This window comes from Agrobacterium sp. NPDC089420, assembly GCF_044900305.1.
GTDB lineage: Bacteria > Pseudomonadota > Alphaproteobacteria > Rhizobiales > Rhizobiaceae > Agrobacterium.
The window spans coordinates 216554-232162 of the sequence record NZ_JBJDMY010000007.1 but is presented as its reverse complement, the minus strand read 5'-3'; the positions used below and the strand labels follow the sequence as shown (position 1 = coordinate 232162).

Below are 15609 nucleotides of genomic sequence, written 5' to 3'. Positions count from 1 at the left end.
TCCTAGTCCTCCTTGAGCGGAATGCTGGCGGCATCGTCCGCGGCTTTTTTGGAGCCGGGGCGAAGGGTAAAAACGACGACGCCGGCGAAGAACAGGGTCATGGCAAGCAGGCCCCAGCTATCGGCGAAGTGGCGCATGGCCGTATAGGTTTCCATCGTTTCGCCTCCTCACCGGTATCCGGCGGCATCGTCATAGGTCGAGAAATCGACCAGCGTGCCGAGCATCTGCAGATAGGCGACCAGAGCATCCATTTCGGTAAGCTTGGCCGGATCGCCGTCGAAATCGCCGATCTTCGCCTTCGGATAACGCGCCAGCAGGTCCGACGAATCCGCATTCGGGTCCGCCTGGGCGGCAAGATCGGCTGCGGACTTCTCGATCATCTCGTCGCTATAGGGCACACCGACGGCGCGGTTGGCCTTCAGCTCCATCGAGATATCGGTGATCTTCAGCGGCGTCGTCTTGAGGAACGCGTAAGACGGCATGATCGATTCCGGCACCACGGAGCGCGGATCGGCCAGATGCTGCACATGCCATTCGTTCGAATAACGGTCGCCGACGCGCGCAAGGTCTGGCCCCGTGCGCTTGGAACCCCACTGGAACGGATGGTCGTACATGGATTCCGCCGCAAGGCTGTAATGTCCGTAACGCTCCACCTCGTCGCGGAATGGACGGATCATCTGGCTGTGGCAGACATAACACCCCTCGCGGATGTAGATGTTGCGCCCGGCCAGTTCCAGCGGCGTGTAGGGTCGCATGCCCTTCACCTTCTCGATGGTGTTTTCGAGATAAAAGAGCGGTGCGATTTCCACGATACCGCCGATCGAGACCACCAGCAGGGAGCCGACCAGAAGCAGCGTGGCGTTGCGTTCGATGACGCCGTGTTTGTCGAGTATGGACATCGGCCCCTCCTTATTCAGCAGGCTGCAGCGAAGGAGCCGCGCCCTTGCTGGCGCCCTCCTCGCGTTGATGACCGAGGATGGTCATCGTGACGTTGTAGGCCATGATCAGCGCGCCGCTGAGGAACATCAGGCCACCCAGTGCACGCATCACGTAATAGGGGAACAAAGCCGCGACCGATTCCGCGAAGGAATAAACGAGGAAGCCTTGGGCATCATATTCGCGCCACATCAGAGCCTGCTGGATGCCGGCCACCCACATGACGGCGGCGTAAACGACGATGCCGAGCGTGGCGAGCCAGAAGTGCCAGTTGACCAGTTGCAGGCTGTAGAGACGCTCCCTGCCCCAGAGTTTCGGCGTCAGGTAATAGATCGCGCCGAAGGTGATCATGCCGTTCCAGCCGAGCGCGCCCGAATGCACGTGGCCGATGGTCCAGTCGGTGTAGTGGCTGAGCGAGTTGACGGCCTTGATCGACATCATCGGACCTTCGAAGGTCGCCATGCCGTAAAAGGCCACCGCCATCACCATCATGCGCACGACGGGATCGGTGCGGATCTTGTCCCAGGCGCCCGAAAGCGTCATCAGGCCGTTGATCATGCCGCCCCACGACGGCATCCACAGCATCACCGAGAACACCATGCCGAGCGTCTGCGCCCAGTCCGGCAGCGCCGTATAGTGCAGGTGGTGCGGGCCGGCCCAGATATACATGAAGATCAGCGCCCAGAAGTGGATGATCGACAGGCGGTAGGAATAGACCGGGCGGTTCACCTGCTTGGGAATGAAATAATACATCATGCCGAGGAAGCCGGCGGTCAGGAAGAAGCCGACGGCGTTATGGCCGTACCACCATTGCGTCAGCGCATCCTGCACGCCCGAGAAGGCCGAGTAGCTCTTCACGCCCAGGAACGACACGGGCACCGCCAGATTATTGACGATGTGCAACATGGCGATGGTGACGATGAAGCCGAGATAGAACCAGTTCGCCACATAGATATGCGGCTCCTTGCGCATGAAGATCGTGCCGAGGAAGGTCACGAGATAGGCGACCCAGACGATGGTCAGCCAGATGTCGACATACCATTCCGGCTCGGCATATTCGCGGCCCTGGGTAATGCCCAGCAGGTAACCGGTGGCGGCCATGACGATGAAGAGGTTATACCCCCAGAACACGAACCAGCCGAGATTGCCGCCGAACAGGCGCGCCCGACAGGTTCTCTGCACCACGTAGAAGGAGGTGGCGATCAGCGCATTTCCCCCGAAAGCGAAGATCACCGCCGAGGTGTGCAGCGGCCGCATCCGGCCGAAATTGAAATAGGGCGCGATGTTGAGATCGGGAAAGGCGAGCTGCAGCGCCACCACGACCCCGACCAGAAAACCGACGACACCCCAGAACACGGTGGCGATGACGCCATATTTCACCACCTCGTCGAAATATTCCGACTTCCGGCGGGCAAGCGCGTCCGGATCGACGGGCGCAAAGGAGACACGGCGCAAAAGAAGCACCGTGCTGACCAGCAGCGTAAAGAACAGCACCCACATATGGGCGGCGAAAAGACTGTCATGGGCAAAGGCTGCCCCGAGCAACGCGAGAAAGGCCCCGAGGGCCACGATCGCGGTTTCCAAAGTGTAATTCATTGTTGGTTTCCCCCAACGTGCAAGCCGACCGACGAAAGGCACGGCACGCGCCTGGGAGAGCGGAAACACGCCTTTGCGTCGGTTGGAGCATTGCCACCGCCGAAAGAAGGCCACCTTGATCCAGATCAAGAATGCAAACCTGTCGCAGCGCCGCTGGAAACGGCGCGACTTGAGCGGAGAAAATACGCAAGCAAGGGACAGTGACGGTCATCCCGCTGTCGCAGGTGAGGCGTCAACCCTTCATCTTCAGCGGCAATCCGGCGGCGACGAAATAGACTTCGCCGGCGATGGCGGCAACGCGCTGGTGCAGCCGGCCGGCATGGTCGCGGAATTCACGCGCCATGCGGTTCTCCGGCACGATGCCGAGACCGACCTCATTGGAGACGAAAATCAGTTTCGCTCTGGCCGATGCGATTGCCGCCGCAAGCGCGTCGAAGGCAGCCTCGATATCGGCGCTCTCCATCATCAGATTGGTCAGCCACAATGTCAGGCAATCGATGAGAATGACATTGTCCGGCCCGTCGAGGCGCTCCAGCGCCGCAGCGACGTCGAGCGGCGCCTCGTGGGTGGTCCATTCGCCGCCGCGCCGTTCCTGATGATGGCTGATACGATCCCGCATCTCGTCATCCCACGCCCGGCCGGTCGCCAGATAATGCAGGTTTCCGCCGGCCTTGCCCGCAAGCGCCTCCGCAAAACGGGACTTGCCGGAGCGCGCGCCGCCAAGAATAAAAACGGAGCGGTTTTGATCTGTCATGGAAAACCCGGATGAAGCGATGAAACGGACCGGCGTCTTTGCGATGCCGCAAGCCGGCGGCAGATGGACATGAAGGGAACGATTCGTAGAAAAGGCGTTCCCCGGTTGCTCATGCCGGACTGCCGCGGATACCGGGCCAGAGAGACAAAACCTGCCCGCACGATGCGGGACATGAAAGCCTTGGCGCTCCGGATGCCGGAAACACCGGTCCTTGTGGAAGGCTAGGTGCGAACCGCCATCCTGTCAATCGGCGGATGACGCTCGCGGAAATTCAGGCGGAACCGGTACGCAATACCTTAACCGGAACCGGCGGACCTCACATCCGCGACAGGATTGATAAAGCGACTTGGTTACCGGAAAGTTAGCGAAAATCCGAATGCGGCGGCGGCGACGGCAAAAGAGAATATTGGGTGGCGGCAACCGCCGCCATTGCCTTGCCATGGCCTTCAAATCAATATGCCTTCGAAGATTCGCAAACAGCAAGGTGGCCTGCCCGTGATGACCGTCATGGACTATATCGCGATCGCCGTTTTTATCCTGTTATGGGCTGCCTATACCCATGTCACGACGGGAACGACGCTGTTTTCGCGAACCAGCCTCAATCAGGCCATGGCGGAGCGCCGGCGTGACTGGATCCACAATTCGCTGAAGCGCGACCTGAAGATGATCGACACGCAGATCATGGCCGGCCTGCAGAACGGCACCGCCTTCTTCGCCTCCACCTCCATCTTCGCCATCGGCGGATGTTTCGCCCTGCTCGGCGCCACCGAACAGGTCGAATCGGTCTTTCGCGACATGCCCTTCGTGCATTATGCCGGGCGCACCGCCTTCGAGCTGAAGGTCATCGGCCTAACCTGTCTTTTTGGTTATTCCTTCTTCAAATTCGGCTGGTCCTACCGCCTGTTCAACTATTGCACGATCCTGTTCGGCGCCATCCCCATGGTCCACGATGTCGGTGCGGACCGCCAGGCGGCGGAGCGCGCGGCCGAAAACGTCATCAAGATGAACATCATCGCTGCCAAGAACTTCAATGACGGCCTGCGGACGATCTTCCTGTCCATCGGTTATCTCGGCTGGTTCATCAGCCCCTATGTCTTCATCGCCAGCACCGTCATCATCATCGTGGCGCTGTTGCGCCGCCAGTTCTTTTCCGAAGCACGGCGCGCCATCATGGAAGAAAACCGGCCTTGAAATAGCCGCACTTCAAGGGCCAAGCCCAAGTGAGAATACCGGCCCCGAAAAGCTGACAAAGCGGAAAACATGGATACGAACACAGCCGCAAATGAAAACCGCCGCAAAGGCCGCATCGGCGGGCTGGATACCCTCAGAGGGCTCGCCCTCCTTGCCATGGCATCCTACCACTTCACGTGGAATCTGGAATATTTCGGCTATCTCGACCCCGGCACGGCGACCACGGGTCTCTGGAAGCTTTATGCGCGCGGCATCGCCAGTTCGTTCCTGTTTCTGGCCGGCTTCAGCCTGTTTCTCGCCCATGGCAAGGGTTTGAACTGGCCGTCCTTCGGCAAGCGTTTCGCGATGGTGGCCGGGTCGGCGCTGCTCATCACCGTCGCCACCTATTTTGCCTTTCCGGACAGCTTCATCTTCTTCGGCATCCTGCACAATATCGCCGCCGCAAGCCTGGTGGGACTGCTGTTCCTGCGGGCGCCCGCGCCCGTGACGCTGGTTTTCGCGGTGATCGCGTTTGCCCTGCCGCAATATCTGCAATCCGACCTGTTCAACGCAAAATGGCTGGCCTGGATCGGCTTTTCCACCATGCCGCCGCGCTCGAACGATTATGTGCCGCTGCTGCCCTGGCTCGCGCCTTTCCTTACCGGACTTGGCGTTTCGCAATTCGTCGCACCGCGCGGCTGGCTGGACCGTTTCCGCAATCCAAGCGCACCCCGCAACCTGATCGCCAGCGCCGGCCGTCACAGCCTTGCCTTTTATCTCATTCACCAGCCGGTGCTTATTGGCCTGGTTTACGTCCTCTCGCTCTTGACTCCGCCTCCTCCCGTCGATCAGGTGGAGCTTTACAAATCGAGCTGTGAAAAAAGCTGCGTCGAACAGCCGAACGGGCTGGAATTGTGCCAGCGCTTCTGCGGCTGCACGCTGGAAAAGCTGCAGGCGGAAAACCTCTTCGACACTATGATGGAGGGCAAGCTCAGTGCCGACCAGCAGACGAAGGTCGGCGAAGTGGCGCAGCAGTGCACGGTTGAGGCGCAGTAGGACGGCGAATGCGGCGTTGCGATTTGCCCTCATGTCTTCTCCCAGGCGTGGGAGAAAAAACAAGCAAAACCCGCTCGTTCCATATGCAGACAAAACTGGACAGGCTTCGGAGCCGTTAGCGACGGTTACGTCAACGGAAGAGCCAAACCGCTAAACGGCGCCGCTCAAGTCCCCACGCCGATTTCGGCAAGGCGCGTCAGACAGGCCTCCTCGACATTGTCGAGTTCCGCCAGCGTCTCTTCTATGTCCTTGCGTTTTTGGCGAAGCTCGGCGCGCTTTTCATCGACCTTTTTCATCAGCAGCACCAATTGCCCCGATTCGCCGGGCGGCTCCTTGTAGACGTGAATGATCTCGCGAATTTCGGAGATGGTGAAACCGATACGGCGGCCACGCAGGATTTCCTGGATAAGTCGACGGTCCGCGGCTCTGAAAAGCCGCGTGCGCCCGCGGCGCTCCGGATGGATCAGCCCCTCATCCTCGTAAAATCGCAAGGTACGGGTTGAAACACCGAATTCGCGCGTCAGTTCGGTTATGCTATAATACTTGTCCAAGGGCCTATCCGATTCATAACCGGAAGATATTATTTGACCTTCACGTAAAAGTCAATTTTCGCCCCTCGCCTATCCGGAAATACCGTACCACCAGGTTGCTATGCCAAGAAAGGCGAAAAAGCCGACAATATCGGTCACCGCCGTCACGAAGACGGCCGAAGAAACCGCCGGGTCCGCCCCGAACTTGTCGAGAACCAGCGGAATGAGAATGCCCGCCAGCGCCGCCGCCAGCATGTTGAGACACATGGCCGTGGCGATGATGCCGCCAATATGCACATCCTGAAACCAGATGCCGGCAACCACACCGATGGCGCAGCCGAACAACATGCCGTTCAGAATACCGACACCCGCCTCGCGCCGGATGATGCGGGCGGCATTGTGAATATCGAGGCTTTTGGTGGCGAGCGCCCGCACCGACACCGTCATTGTCTGCGATCCGGCATTGCCGCCCATGCCGGCCACCGCCGGCATCAGGATCGCCAGCGCCACGATCTGCTGGATCGTCGCATCGAACAGGCTGATGACCGAGGCGGAGAGAAAGGCAGTGATGAGATTGACGGCAAGCCAGGGCACGCGTGAACGCGAGGTGCTGGCTATCGAGTCCGACAGTTCTTCGTCACCCACGCCGCCCAGGCGCAGCAAGTCCTCCTCGGCTTCCTCCTGAATGACGTCGACCACATCATCGATGGTCAGTACGCCCACAAGCCGGCCGTTATTGTCGACCACGGCGGCGGACAGAAGGTCGTATTGCTCGAAAAGCTGCGCCGCCTCTTCCTGGTCCATCTCGGCCGGAATGGAATGGTTCGTCTCGTGCATGATCGTTTCGATCTTCACCTGACGCTTGGCGCGCAGCACCTTGTCGAGATCGAGCGCGCCGACCAGCTTGAAGGTGGGATCGATGACGAAGATCTGCGTGAAGGAATCCGGCAGCTCTTCTTCTTCGCGCAGATAATCGATGGTCTGCCCCACGGTCCAGAACGGCGGCACGGCGACGAATTCCGTCTGCATGCGACGGCCGGCCGAGCTTTCCGGATAATCCAGCGCCCGCATCAGCCGCACACGTTCGGTAAACGGCAGCTGCGAGAGAATATCCTCGCGGTCCTCGTCGTCGAGATCTTCGAGAATATAGACGGCGTCGTCCGAATCGAGTTCGCCGATACCGGCGGCGATCTGCTCGTTCGACATCTGGTCGACGATGTCGAGACGGATGCCCTCATCCACCTCGGTCAGCGCCGTCATGTCGAAATCGGAACCAAGCAGCCTGACCAGTGCGTGACGTTGTTCCGGCAGGATGGATTCCAGCACGTCGCCGAGTTCGGACTCATGCAGCCGCGCCACATTCTTGCGCAGGAAAAGCAGGTCGCGATCGGCGATCGCAGCGCCCACCATCGTCAGGAAATCCGAGCGGACCGACCCGTCCTCCGCATAAATATCGGAGGGCGCGTCCGCAGGCTTCAACTCTTCGGGCGCGGCAGGATCGTGGTCACGGTCTGTCAATCTTGCGTCCCCTCGTCGTCAAATGCGGCAGTGCACGGATGCGCAGGCAGAATGGCGTTAAAAAGCGTATTGTCAACAACCGGATAGCTGCAAAACCACAAGCTCCGCGACTGCGGCGAAAAATCCATTCGTCATTCCTCTTCAGCGCAGATTCGACACCGGCGCGCCCGTTTCCCGGTGATCAATAACCAATCTCTGCGGCGTATTTTAAGACAACGCCTGCGACCTCCGAGCCGTTCCCAACTTGAGGATGGCGCAAGGATCGTCCATTCATCGCAATGCACAACAAAGGCGTTGACATAAAGCGCACATCGGCGCTTGTGAATATGACTTTGACAAACGGCAAGCCGCCTCCCATCTCAGCATCAGGCAGGCAAATTCCGGGAAACCAGAAAAATGAGCAAGACGGACTTCATTGGCAAGGCATCCTCCGCGGCGGGCGGCTGGGGCGCGCTTAAAAGTGTGGGCAAACGGCTCATGGAATCCGGAGCGCCGCTGTCCGGCGCCCGCATCCTGCTGAAGACCAACCAGCCGGACGGCTTTGACTGCCCGGGCTGCGCTTGGGGCGACCCCGAACACGGCTCCTCCTTCGAATTCTGCGAAAACGGCGTCAAGGCGGTCGCCTGGGAAGCGACGGAAGCGCGGGTGCCGCCGGACTTCTTCGCCACCCGCACCGTCTCCGAACTGCGCGGCTGGTCCGACTACGAGCTGGAAAAACAGGGCCGCCTCACCCATCCCATGCGTTACGACAGGGCGAGCGACAAATATCTGCCGGTCTCCTGGGACGACGCCTTTGCCGAGATCGGCCGCATCCTGAAAAGCCTCGACAGCCCGGACCGGGCGGAATTTTACACCTCCGGCCGCGCCTCCAACGAGGCGGCTTTCCTCTATCAGTTGATGGTCCGGCTTTACGGCACCAATAATTTTCCCGACTGTTCCAACATGTGCCACGAGGCAAGCGGTGTCGGCCTGAAGGCTTCGATCGGCGTCGGCAAGGGCACCGTGCTGCTTGAGGATTTCGAACAGACGGATGCAATTTTCGTGATCGGACAAAATCCCGGCACCAACCATCCCCGCATGCTGGGCGACCTGCGCCGCGCCGCCCTTCGTGGCGCCCGCATCGCCGTCTTCAACCCCATCCGCGAAAAGGGGCTGGAGCGCTTCGCCGATCCGCAGGACAAGGTGGAGATGATCACCGGCGGCAGCACCCGCATCGCCACCAATTATTACCAGCCCCGCCAGGGCGGCGACATGGCGGCGGTACGCGGCATGAGCAAGGCGGTCTTTGCGGCCGACGATGCCGCGCGGGCGGCGGGCGAGCCCGCCATCATCGATTACGACTTCATCGCCGAACATGCGGCGGAATTCGAGGCCTATCGCGCCGCCGTCGAGGCGACGAGCTGGGAAAGCATTCTCGACCAGTCCGGCCTCACTCGTGCCGAAATCGAGGAAGCGGCCCGCATCTACATGAATGCCGGCTCCGTCATCGCCACCTGGGCCATGGGTGTCACGCAGCACCGACATTCTGTCATCATCGTTCGTGAAATCACCAATTTCATGCTGCTGCGCGGCAATATCGGCCGCCCCGGCGCCGGCCTTTGCCCGGTGCGCGGCCATTCCAACGTACAGGGCGACCGCACAGTCGGCATCGACGAAAAAGCCCCGCCTGCCCTTCTCGACGCGCTGGAGAAGGAACTGGGCGTGCCGATGCCGCGCAAGCCCGGCCACAATACCGTGGAGGCCGTGGCCGCCATGCTGGACGGCAAGGCGCAGACCTTCATCGCGCTCGGCGGCAATTTCCTGCGCGCGACGCCCGACAGCCCGCTGATCATCAAGGCTTTCGAAAAACAGAAGCTGACCGTCAACATCGCCACCAAGCTCAACCACTCACACCTGGTGCCGGGCGAAACCTCCTTCGTGTTGCCCTGCCTTGGGCGAACGGAAATCGACCGCAATTCGGCGGGTCGGCCGCAGATCGTCACGGTGGAGGATTCCATGAGCATGGTGCATGGCTCCGGCGGCATCAACCCGCCCGCTTCCGGCGAACTGCGCTCGGAAGTCGCGATCATCGCCGGCATCGCCGAAGCGACGCTCGGCAACGCCCATGTGCAATGGAAGGCGCTTGCCGATGACTACGATCTCATCCGCGACATGATCGAGCGGGTTCTCCCCGGTTTCGACAATTTCAACGAACGTGTCCGCGTGCCCCGCGGTTTTCACCTGCGCAACGCGGCGGCCGAACGGCAATGGAACACGCCGGCGAAAAAGGCCACCTTCTATAGCGGTCCGCTGCCCGAGCAGACCGAACACCAGCAGGCGCTCACGCGCGATGACCTGTTCGTATTGCAGACCTTCCGCAGCCACGATCAGTACAACACCACGATCTATGGAATGGATGACCGCTATCGCGGCGTCTATGGCGAACGCCACGTCATCTTCATGAACCCGAAGGACATGGAGGCGCTTGGCGCCCATTCGCGCCAGCGCGTCGATGTCATCGGCGAATATGGCGACGGCGTGCAGCGCATCGCGGAAAATTTCCGGCTGGTCCCCTACAATATCCCGCAGGGCAGCGTCGGCGGTTATTATCCGGAACTGAACGTACTGGTGCCGCTGTCGAGTTATGGCGAAGGCAGCTTCACGCCGACATCGAAATCGGTGCTGGTTTCCGTCCGCCTGCGCCAGGATGCCTCCTGATGGATGAGGAACAATCCGCTGCCGCCTTCATGGCGGCGGTGGAGCGGCTCCAAGACGGGTCTTCGCAAGCGCTGACCGCCACGGGCGCCGCCATCCTCTTGGCGGTCCATCTGGATATCGCCACCGACAGCCGCAGCATCGCCAACCGGCTGGGTCTCGCCCATGCCTTCGTTCTGCGTGAAATCGCCGCCCTGTCGCCCCGCTATGTGCGGGTGACAAAACGCGACGCCCGCACCCAGCGCAGCTTTCTGGAGACGACGGCGCAAGGACGGACACTCGCCGCCTCTTCCTCGCGGATTTGAAACGAACGGAGCATTCCTTGGCAATCAGGCCGATCCTGCCCTACCCCCATGCCGGTCTTTCCGATGTCTGCGCGCCGGTCACGGTTTTTGACGCGCAGCTGAACGATCTCGTCACGGACCTGACCGACACGATGCGCGCCGCCCCGGGCGTCGGCATCACCGCCGCCCATATCGGCGTGAAACACCGGGTCTTCGTGCTGGAGCTGACGCCGGGAACCGTCCTGACCTACGTCAATCCCGAAATCATCCGCCGGTCGGCCGTGACCATGCGGCATGTCGAGGGCAGCGTCTCCATGCCGGGCTTCACCGACGAGGTGGAGCGGCCGGCCGAGGTCGAGTTAAGGTTTCAGGACGTATCCGGCAAGGAGCACCGGCAGACCGCCGAGGGTTTCCATGCCGTCTGCATCCAGCATGAAATCGACCAGCTCGACGGCATCTTCTGGCTGAAACGCCTCTCCAAGCTGAAACGCGACCGGCTGGTGAAAAAATGGGAAAAATCCCGCAAGCCTTGACGGTCAGCCCGCGAGCGACAGCACGAATTGCGCGTCACCCTTCAGCGTGTTGCTGACGGTACAGATATCTTCGGCGGCATGAGCGATCGCGGCGCGCGTCGGCCCGTCGAAATCCCCCTCGATCCCGATGCGAATATCGAAACGGACAATCCGCGATGGTTCCTCTTCCGCCTTTTCGCCGGAGACATGCACGGTGACCCTTTCGAACCGGTCGAGAATTCCCATACGGCTCGCCGCTATCCGGGCGCTCAGCGCCAGACAGGCGGCCAGAGATGAATAGAGAAGATCTAGCGGGTTGAAACCCGGCTCCGAAGCCGCCGTCACAACCGTCAGCGCGCCGCCGGTTGCGGTGACGACATCGGGATGCCCGAGACGGGCAAGCGTAACGGTCGCGCCCGTCGGTCGCTTCTTGACCCTGAACTGATTCACACGCCGCCCCGTCTCTCGATTTTGGCCAATGGAACCAAAACTAGCCTCGCGCTTTTACTCACGCAACGGTGAACGACCGTTGAAGATCGATTAAAAAGGGAGCTGGGACATATGGTTACATCTACGCTCGTCAGCATTCTGATCACCTTCCTGGTGATTGTGCTCGTCTTGTGGCTCATCGCGCGACTGCCCGTCGGCGGCGGCGCGAAACAGATCGCCCAGGTGATCGTCATCATCATCGGCATCATTTCTCTGCTGAAATATCTCGCGGTTTTCTGATGTCCCGGTGACACGCGAACAGAAAAAGGCGGCGAAAGCCGCCTCTTTTATATCGAAAATTGAAAAGGCTGACGGTTACTGGCGCGGCTCGAACTGATACGCCTTCTTCAGGGTTATGTCCCGAACGCTGCCGATACCGAGAAACGGCGTATTGTCCGCATCAAAAATCGCCCTGCCCTTGGCCACGATCCAGCGAACCGAACCATCCGGCAGATTGACCTTATAACGCTGGTCGAAAAAGACACCGGTGGTGATGCTGTCGAAAATCGCCTGCGCCACCAGGTCTCGCATCTCGACATCGATTTTTTCAAGAACCTCTTCGATCGTCACCCCGAGCGAGGCCACCGGTTCGGAAAATCCATGACATTCCGCGGTAACCGCGTCCATGATCAGCCTGTTGTCCGAAATGCTCCACATATAATAACCGAGCGCATTGTCTGAATCCGCCTTGTCCCCCAGCACGAAAACCCCCGGACATTTTTTCCTGACAAAAGCTAACATCAGACCTCTAAGATTCCACCCCTCGTTTTTGCAGGGTGAACGGCATAGTTGTCATGCGCCTTCCCGATATCCACCAAAAATTGGCGGTTCGGAACAAACCGGTACAGCTGATGTGAGAATTGAGGAAACGACGCCAATGAACTGGCTGAAAAAGAAAAAACCCGCCGAAGCGGGTTTCTTTGGTGCGGTCGAGAAGACTCGAACTTCCACGGGTTGCCCCACAGCGACCTCAACGCTGCGCGTCTACCAATTCCGCCACGACCGCATCGTGGTAGGTATCGACTTGCGCCGACGGGGGTGCATGTAGCAAAAGGATTTTCGGTGCACAAGAGCGTCGTGACAGTTTTTTGAAATTAAAAATCCCACCACGCCACCCTATATGCAGGAAGCCCGGAAATGCTGGGCTTGCCGGCCTGCCGCCATTTTGCGAGAAGGCTGTGGAAAGGACTTTTTCATGCTCACACGCACCGATATCGAGACAAACATGCTGCCCGCCGCCGGTTCGCCGCCGGTTCGCTGGCGAATCTCGGAAGGTCTCGTGCCCTATGGGCAGGCAATCGAGGACATGGAGCGGGAAGTGGCCGCCATTGCCAGCGGCGAGGCTGACGAACTCGTCTGGCTTCTGGAGCACCCGCCGCTTTATACCGCCGGCACCAGCGCCGACGCTGCCGATCTGATAGAACCGGATCGTTTTCCCGTCTTCGCCACGGGGCGCGGCGGCGAATATACCTATCATGGGCCGGGCCAGCGGGTCGTCTACGTCATGCTCGACCTGAAGCGCCGCCGGCAGGATGTCCGCGCCTATGTCGCCGCGCTGGAAGCGGTGATCATCCGGACGCTCGACAAGATGAATGTCCGCGGCGAGCGGCGCGAGGATCGCGTCGGCGTCTGGGTCAGGCGGCCGGAAAAGCCGCTGCTGCCCGATGGCGGCATGGCCGAGGACAAAATCGCCGCACTCGGCATCCGTTTGCGTAAATGGGTGAGCTTTCACGGGCTGTCGATCAATGTCGATCCCGACCTCACGCATTTTTCCGGCATCGTTCCGTGCGGCATCAGCGCCTATGGCGTCACCAGCCTTGTCGATCTCGGATTGCCGGTTATGATCGGCGACGTCGACGTTCTGCTGCGCGAGGCCTTCGAGGAGGTTTTTGGCCCGGCAGTGCCCGAAACCGGCGCGGGCGGCTGATCCCACCGCAACCTTTGCCGCCGGCCGGTGTTTGCAGCATCGATCACCACAAGAGGAGGAACGACCATGTTCACAACGTCCGCCTATGCCTGCGATGACGGTTCATCGCCGATGAAGCTCGCGGCCATCAAGCGTCGCGATCCGGGTCCGCGCGATGTCGAAATTGAGATCGAATTCTGTGGCGTCTGCCACTCGGATATCCACACGGCCCGCAGCGAATGGCCGGGATCCCTCTACCCCTGCGTTCCCGGCCATGAAATCATCGGCCGGGTCGGCCGGGTGGGTTCGCAGGTCACCAAATTCAAGACGGGCGACCGCGTCGGCGTCGGCTGTATCGTCGACAGCTGCCGCGAATGCGCAAGCTGCGCCGAAGGGCTGGAGCAATATTGCGAAAACGGCATGACCGGCACCTATAATTCCCCGGACAAGGCCATGGGCGGCGGCGCGCATACGCTTGGCGGTTACTCCGCCCATGTGGTGGTGGACGACCGTTATGTGCTCAATATTCCCGAGGGGCTCGATCCCGCCGCGGCAGCGCCGCTTCTCTGCGCCGGCATAACCACCTATTCGCCGCTGCGCCACTGGAATGCCGGTCCCGGCAAGCGCATCGGCGTGGTTGGCCTCGGCGGCCTTGGTCACATGGCCGTCAAGCTTGCCAATGCCATGGGCGCCACGGTGGTGATGATCACCACCTCGCCCGGCAAGGCGGAAGACGCCAAAAAGCTCGGCGCCCACGAGGTGATCGTCTCGCGCGACGCCGAGCAGATGAAAAAGGCCGCCGCAAGCCTCGATCTCATCATCGATGCCGTCGCCGCCGATCACGACATCAACGCCTATCTGGCGCTGCTGAAACGTGACGGTGCGCTGGTGCAGGTGGGGGCGCCGGAAAAGCCGCTTTCGGTGCTGGCCTTCAGCCTCATTCCAGGACGCAAGACTTTTGCCGGCTCGATGATCGGCGGCATTCCCGAGACCCAGGAAATGCTGGATTTCTGCGCCGCAAAAGGCATCGCCGCCGAAATCGAGATGATCGACATCGATCAGATCAATGACGCTTATGAACGCATGATAAAAAGCGATGTGCGTTATCGCTTCGTCATTGATATGAAGAGCCTGCCGCGCCAGAAGGCCGCCTGACCTTGAGAGGGGACGGCCTTTCGGGCGTCCCCTTCCTCCTTGGACCTTTCGGTCGAAAGCACAGCCTGACCCATGAGCAGCCAGACCGGTTTCAGCGATATCGCCAAGGGCATGACCATCATGGCGGGCTGCATGTTCGTGCTGCCGGTCATGGATGCCATCGCCAAATACATGGCGGTGAGCGGCGGCATGTCGCCGGCGCAGGTGACCTTCTACCGCTTCTTCTTTCAGGTGCTCTGCACCCTGCCGCTGCTGCTCGTGGTTTCGCCCAGAGCGCTGTTCAGCGCCAGACGGCCGTGGATGAATTGCCTGCGCGGCGTGCTGCATGCCTCAGCCAGCCTGATGTTCTTCGCCGCCGTCAAATACATGCCGCTTGCCGATGTCTTCGCCATCTATTTCGTCGAGCCCTTCATGCTGACGATGATGTCGGCCCTCTTCCTCGGCGACAAGGTCGGCTGGAAGCGCTGGACGGCGATTGTCGTCGGTTTCGGCGGCGCGCTGATCGTCATTCAGCCGAGCTTCGAAATCTTCGGCTGGACCTCGCTGCTGCCGGTCGCCTGCGCTTTTCTCTATACGCTTTACCTGTTCCTGAACCGCGCCATCGGTGACGCGGACAGCCCGCTGGTCATGCAGACCATGTCCGGCATCGCCGGCACGATCTTCATGGGCGCGGTGCTTCTGGCCGGCGATACGCTGGGCGACAGGGATTTTGCGATCTCGCTGCCGCAATCCGGCTTTGCGCTTATGCTGCTCATCCTGTTGGGGTCGATATCCGGCTACATGCACCTGCTGATCGTCAGGGCTTTCCGGCTGGCGCCTCTGTCGCTGCTGGCGCCGTTCCAGTATTTCGAGATCATCTCGGCGACGATCCTCGGTTATGCACTGTTTTCGGATTTCCCGACGCCGTCGAAATGGCTCGGCATCCTCATCATCGTCGCATCCGGCCTGTTCATCATCTGGCGGGAAAGCAAGCAGGCGCACGCGACACCGCCGCTCGACGGGCAGTGAC

At 60.5% G+C, this 15609-nt stretch carries 17 protein-coding genes and 1 tRNA gene; 9 read left to right on the top strand and 9 right to left on the bottom strand.

Annotated features, from left to right (window positions below; genetic code table 11):
- Nucleotides 1–2: 2 nt before the first annotated feature.
- From ACI2KA_RS13755 to cobU, 4 genes are all read right to left on the bottom strand, one after another.
- Nucleotides 3–155 carry a CcoQ/FixQ family Cbb3-type cytochrome c oxidase assembly chaperone gene (locus ACI2KA_RS13755; RefSeq protein WP_003502810.1) on the bottom strand — a complete coding sequence of 51 codons (153 nt, stop codon included), beginning with the start codon at nt 153–155 and terminating at the stop codon, nt 3–5.
- A gap of 12 nt (nt 156–167) precedes the next feature.
- Nucleotides 168–899 (bottom strand): cytochrome-c oxidase, cbb3-type subunit II, encoded by a 732-nt coding sequence (gene ccoO / locus ACI2KA_RS13750; RefSeq protein WP_404502868.1) that lies wholly within the window; start codon nt 897–899, stop codon nt 168–170.
- 10 nt (nt 900–909) lie between these two features.
- Nucleotides 910–2532, bottom strand: coding sequence for a cytochrome-c oxidase, cbb3-type subunit I (gene ccoN, locus ACI2KA_RS13745; RefSeq protein ID WP_404502866.1), 1623 nt, complete (start codon nt 2530–2532; stop codon nt 910–912).
- A gap of 232 nt (nt 2533–2764) precedes the next feature.
- A complete protein-coding gene (gene cobU, locus ACI2KA_RS13740; RefSeq protein ID WP_404502862.1) occupies nt 2765–3286 on the bottom strand; it encodes a bifunctional adenosylcobinamide kinase/adenosylcobinamide-phosphate guanylyltransferase in 522 nt (173 codons plus the stop codon).
- 498 nt (nt 3287–3784) lie between these two features.
- On the opposite strand from cobU, the gene ACI2KA_RS13735 reads away from it, so the two are divergent.
- The gene (locus tag ACI2KA_RS13735) at nt 3785–4477 is read left to right on the top strand and encodes a DUF599 domain-containing protein (RefSeq protein WP_404503000.1); all 693 of its coding nucleotides are present in this window, start codon (nt 3785–3787) and stop codon (nt 4475–4477) included.
- Nucleotides 4478–4546: 69 nt separating this feature from the next.
- Complete coding sequence (locus tag ACI2KA_RS13730; RefSeq protein ID WP_404502860.1) at nt 4547–5512, top strand: heparan-alpha-glucosaminide N-acetyltransferase; 966 nt, start codon at nt 4547–4549, stop codon at nt 5510–5512.
- 164 nt (nt 5513–5676) lie between these two features.
- Here the strand turns inward: ACI2KA_RS13730 and ACI2KA_RS13725 are convergent, their stop codons facing one another.
- Together ACI2KA_RS13725 and mgtE are read right to left on the bottom strand one after the other, a co-directional pair.
- On the bottom strand, nt 5677–6063 hold the full coding sequence (locus ACI2KA_RS13725) for a MerR family DNA-binding transcriptional regulator (protein WP_003524989.1): 387 nt from the start codon (nt 6061–6063) through the stop codon (nt 5677–5679).
- 69 nt (nt 6064–6132) lie between these two features.
- Nucleotides 6133–7560 (bottom strand): magnesium transporter, encoded by a 1428-nt coding sequence (mgtE, locus tag ACI2KA_RS13720; protein ID WP_404502858.1) that lies wholly within the window; start codon nt 7558–7560, stop codon nt 6133–6135.
- A 396-nt stretch (nt 7561–7956) separates the two neighbouring features.
- Here mgtE and ACI2KA_RS13715 point away from each other — a divergent pair, with 396 nt between their 5' ends.
- From ACI2KA_RS13715 to ACI2KA_RS13705, 3 genes are read left to right on the top strand one after another with little or no spacing between them, the layout of a single operon-like run.
- The gene (locus ACI2KA_RS13715; RefSeq protein ID WP_404502856.1) at nt 7957–10257 is read left to right on the top strand and encodes an FdhF/YdeP family oxidoreductase; all 2301 of its coding nucleotides are present in this window, start codon (nt 7957–7959) and stop codon (nt 10255–10257) included.
- A complete protein-coding gene (locus ACI2KA_RS13710; RefSeq protein ID WP_404502854.1) occupies nt 10257–10559 on the top strand; it encodes a hypothetical protein in 303 nt (100 codons plus the stop codon). Before ACI2KA_RS13715 ends, ACI2KA_RS13710 begins: the two co-directional genes overlap by 1 nt.
- 17 nt (nt 10560–10576) lie before the next feature.
- Nucleotides 10577–11071 (top strand): peptide deformylase, encoded by a 495-nt coding sequence (locus ACI2KA_RS13705; RefSeq protein WP_404502852.1) that lies wholly within the window; start codon nt 10577–10579, stop codon nt 11069–11071.
- A gap of 3 nt (nt 11072–11074) precedes the next feature.
- Here the strand turns inward: ACI2KA_RS13705 and ACI2KA_RS13700 are convergent, their stop codons facing one another.
- Complete coding sequence (locus tag ACI2KA_RS13700) at nt 11075–11500, bottom strand: OsmC family protein (RefSeq protein WP_404502850.1); 426 nt, start codon at nt 11498–11500, stop codon at nt 11075–11077.
- Between the two features lie 111 nt (nt 11501–11611).
- Here ACI2KA_RS13700 and ACI2KA_RS13695 point away from each other — a divergent pair, with 111 nt between their 5' ends.
- Complete coding sequence (locus ACI2KA_RS13695; protein WP_003502827.1) at nt 11612–11779, top strand: Thivi_2564 family membrane protein; 168 nt, start codon at nt 11612–11614, stop codon at nt 11777–11779.
- 75 nt (nt 11780–11854) lie between these two features.
- On the opposite strand, the gene ACI2KA_RS13690 is transcribed toward ACI2KA_RS13695, so the two are convergent.
- Both ACI2KA_RS13690 and ACI2KA_RS13685 read right to left on the bottom strand, forming a co-directional pair.
- Nucleotides 11855–12280 carry a PAS domain-containing protein gene (locus ACI2KA_RS13690; protein WP_404502848.1) on the bottom strand — a complete coding sequence of 142 codons (426 nt, stop codon included), beginning with the start codon at nt 12278–12280 and terminating at the stop codon, nt 11855–11857.
- Between the two features lie 180 nt (nt 12281–12460).
- Nucleotides 12461–12545: transfer RNA gene (locus ACI2KA_RS13685), tRNA-Leu, on the bottom strand.
- A gap of 189 nt (nt 12546–12734) precedes the next feature.
- Between ACI2KA_RS13685 and lipB the strand changes: the two genes are divergently transcribed.
- From lipB to ACI2KA_RS13670, 3 genes are all read left to right on the top strand, one after another.
- Entirely contained in the window at nt 12735–13466 is a 732-nt protein-coding gene (gene lipB / locus ACI2KA_RS13680; protein ID WP_404502846.1) for a lipoyl(octanoyl) transferase LipB, read from the top strand.
- Between the two features lie 66 nt (nt 13467–13532).
- Nucleotides 13533–14600, top strand: coding sequence for an NAD(P)-dependent alcohol dehydrogenase (locus tag ACI2KA_RS13675; protein ID WP_404502844.1), 1068 nt, complete (start codon nt 13533–13535; stop codon nt 14598–14600).
- 72 nt (nt 14601–14672) lie between these two features.
- Complete coding sequence (locus ACI2KA_RS13670) at nt 14673–15608, top strand: DMT family transporter (RefSeq protein WP_404502842.1); 936 nt, start codon at nt 14673–14675, stop codon at nt 15606–15608.
- The last annotated feature ends 1 nt before the right edge of the window (nt 15609 follow it).

Excerpts from the sequence above, each read along its gene's own strand:
- ACI2KA_RS13755 (WP_003502810.1), bottom strand. The coding sequence starts at position 155 with ATGGAAACCTATACGGCCATGCGCCACTTCGCCGATAGCTGGGGCCTG.
- ccoO (WP_404502868.1), bottom strand. The coding sequence starts at position 899 with ATGTCCATACTCGACAAACACGGCGTCATCGAACGCAACGCCACGCTG.
- ccoN (WP_404502866.1), bottom strand. The coding sequence starts at position 2,532 with ATGAATTACACTTTGGAAACCGCGATCGTGGCCCTCGGGGCCTTTCTC.
- cobU (WP_404502862.1), bottom strand. The coding sequence starts at position 3,286 with ATGACAGATCAAAACCGCTCCGTTTTTATTCTTGGCGGCGCGCGCTCC.
- ACI2KA_RS13735 (WP_404503000.1), top strand. The coding sequence starts at position 3,785 with ATGACCGTCATGGACTATATCGCGATCGCCGTTTTTATCCTGTTATGG.
- ACI2KA_RS13730 (WP_404502860.1), top strand. The coding sequence starts at position 4,547 with ATGGATACGAACACAGCCGCAAATGAAAACCGCCGCAAAGGCCGCATC.
- ACI2KA_RS13715 (WP_404502856.1), top strand. The coding sequence starts at position 7,957 with ATGAGCAAGACGGACTTCATTGGCAAGGCATCCTCCGCGGCGGGCGGC.
- ACI2KA_RS13710 (WP_404502854.1), top strand. The coding sequence starts at position 10,257 with ATGGATGAGGAACAATCCGCTGCCGCCTTCATGGCGGCGGTGGAGCGG.
- ACI2KA_RS13695 (WP_003502827.1), top strand. The coding sequence starts at position 11,612 with ATGGTTACATCTACGCTCGTCAGCATTCTGATCACCTTCCTGGTGATT.
- ACI2KA_RS13690 (WP_404502848.1), bottom strand. The coding sequence starts at position 12,280 with ATGTTAGCTTTTGTCAGGAAAAAATGTCCGGGGGTTTTCGTGCTGGGG.
- lipB (WP_404502846.1), top strand. The coding sequence starts at position 12,735 with ATGCTCACACGCACCGATATCGAGACAAACATGCTGCCCGCCGCCGGT.
- ACI2KA_RS13675 (WP_404502844.1), top strand. The coding sequence starts at position 13,533 with ATGTTCACAACGTCCGCCTATGCCTGCGATGACGGTTCATCGCCGATG.
- ACI2KA_RS13670 (WP_404502842.1), top strand. The coding sequence starts at position 14,673 with ATGAGCAGCCAGACCGGTTTCAGCGATATCGCCAAGGGCATGACCATC.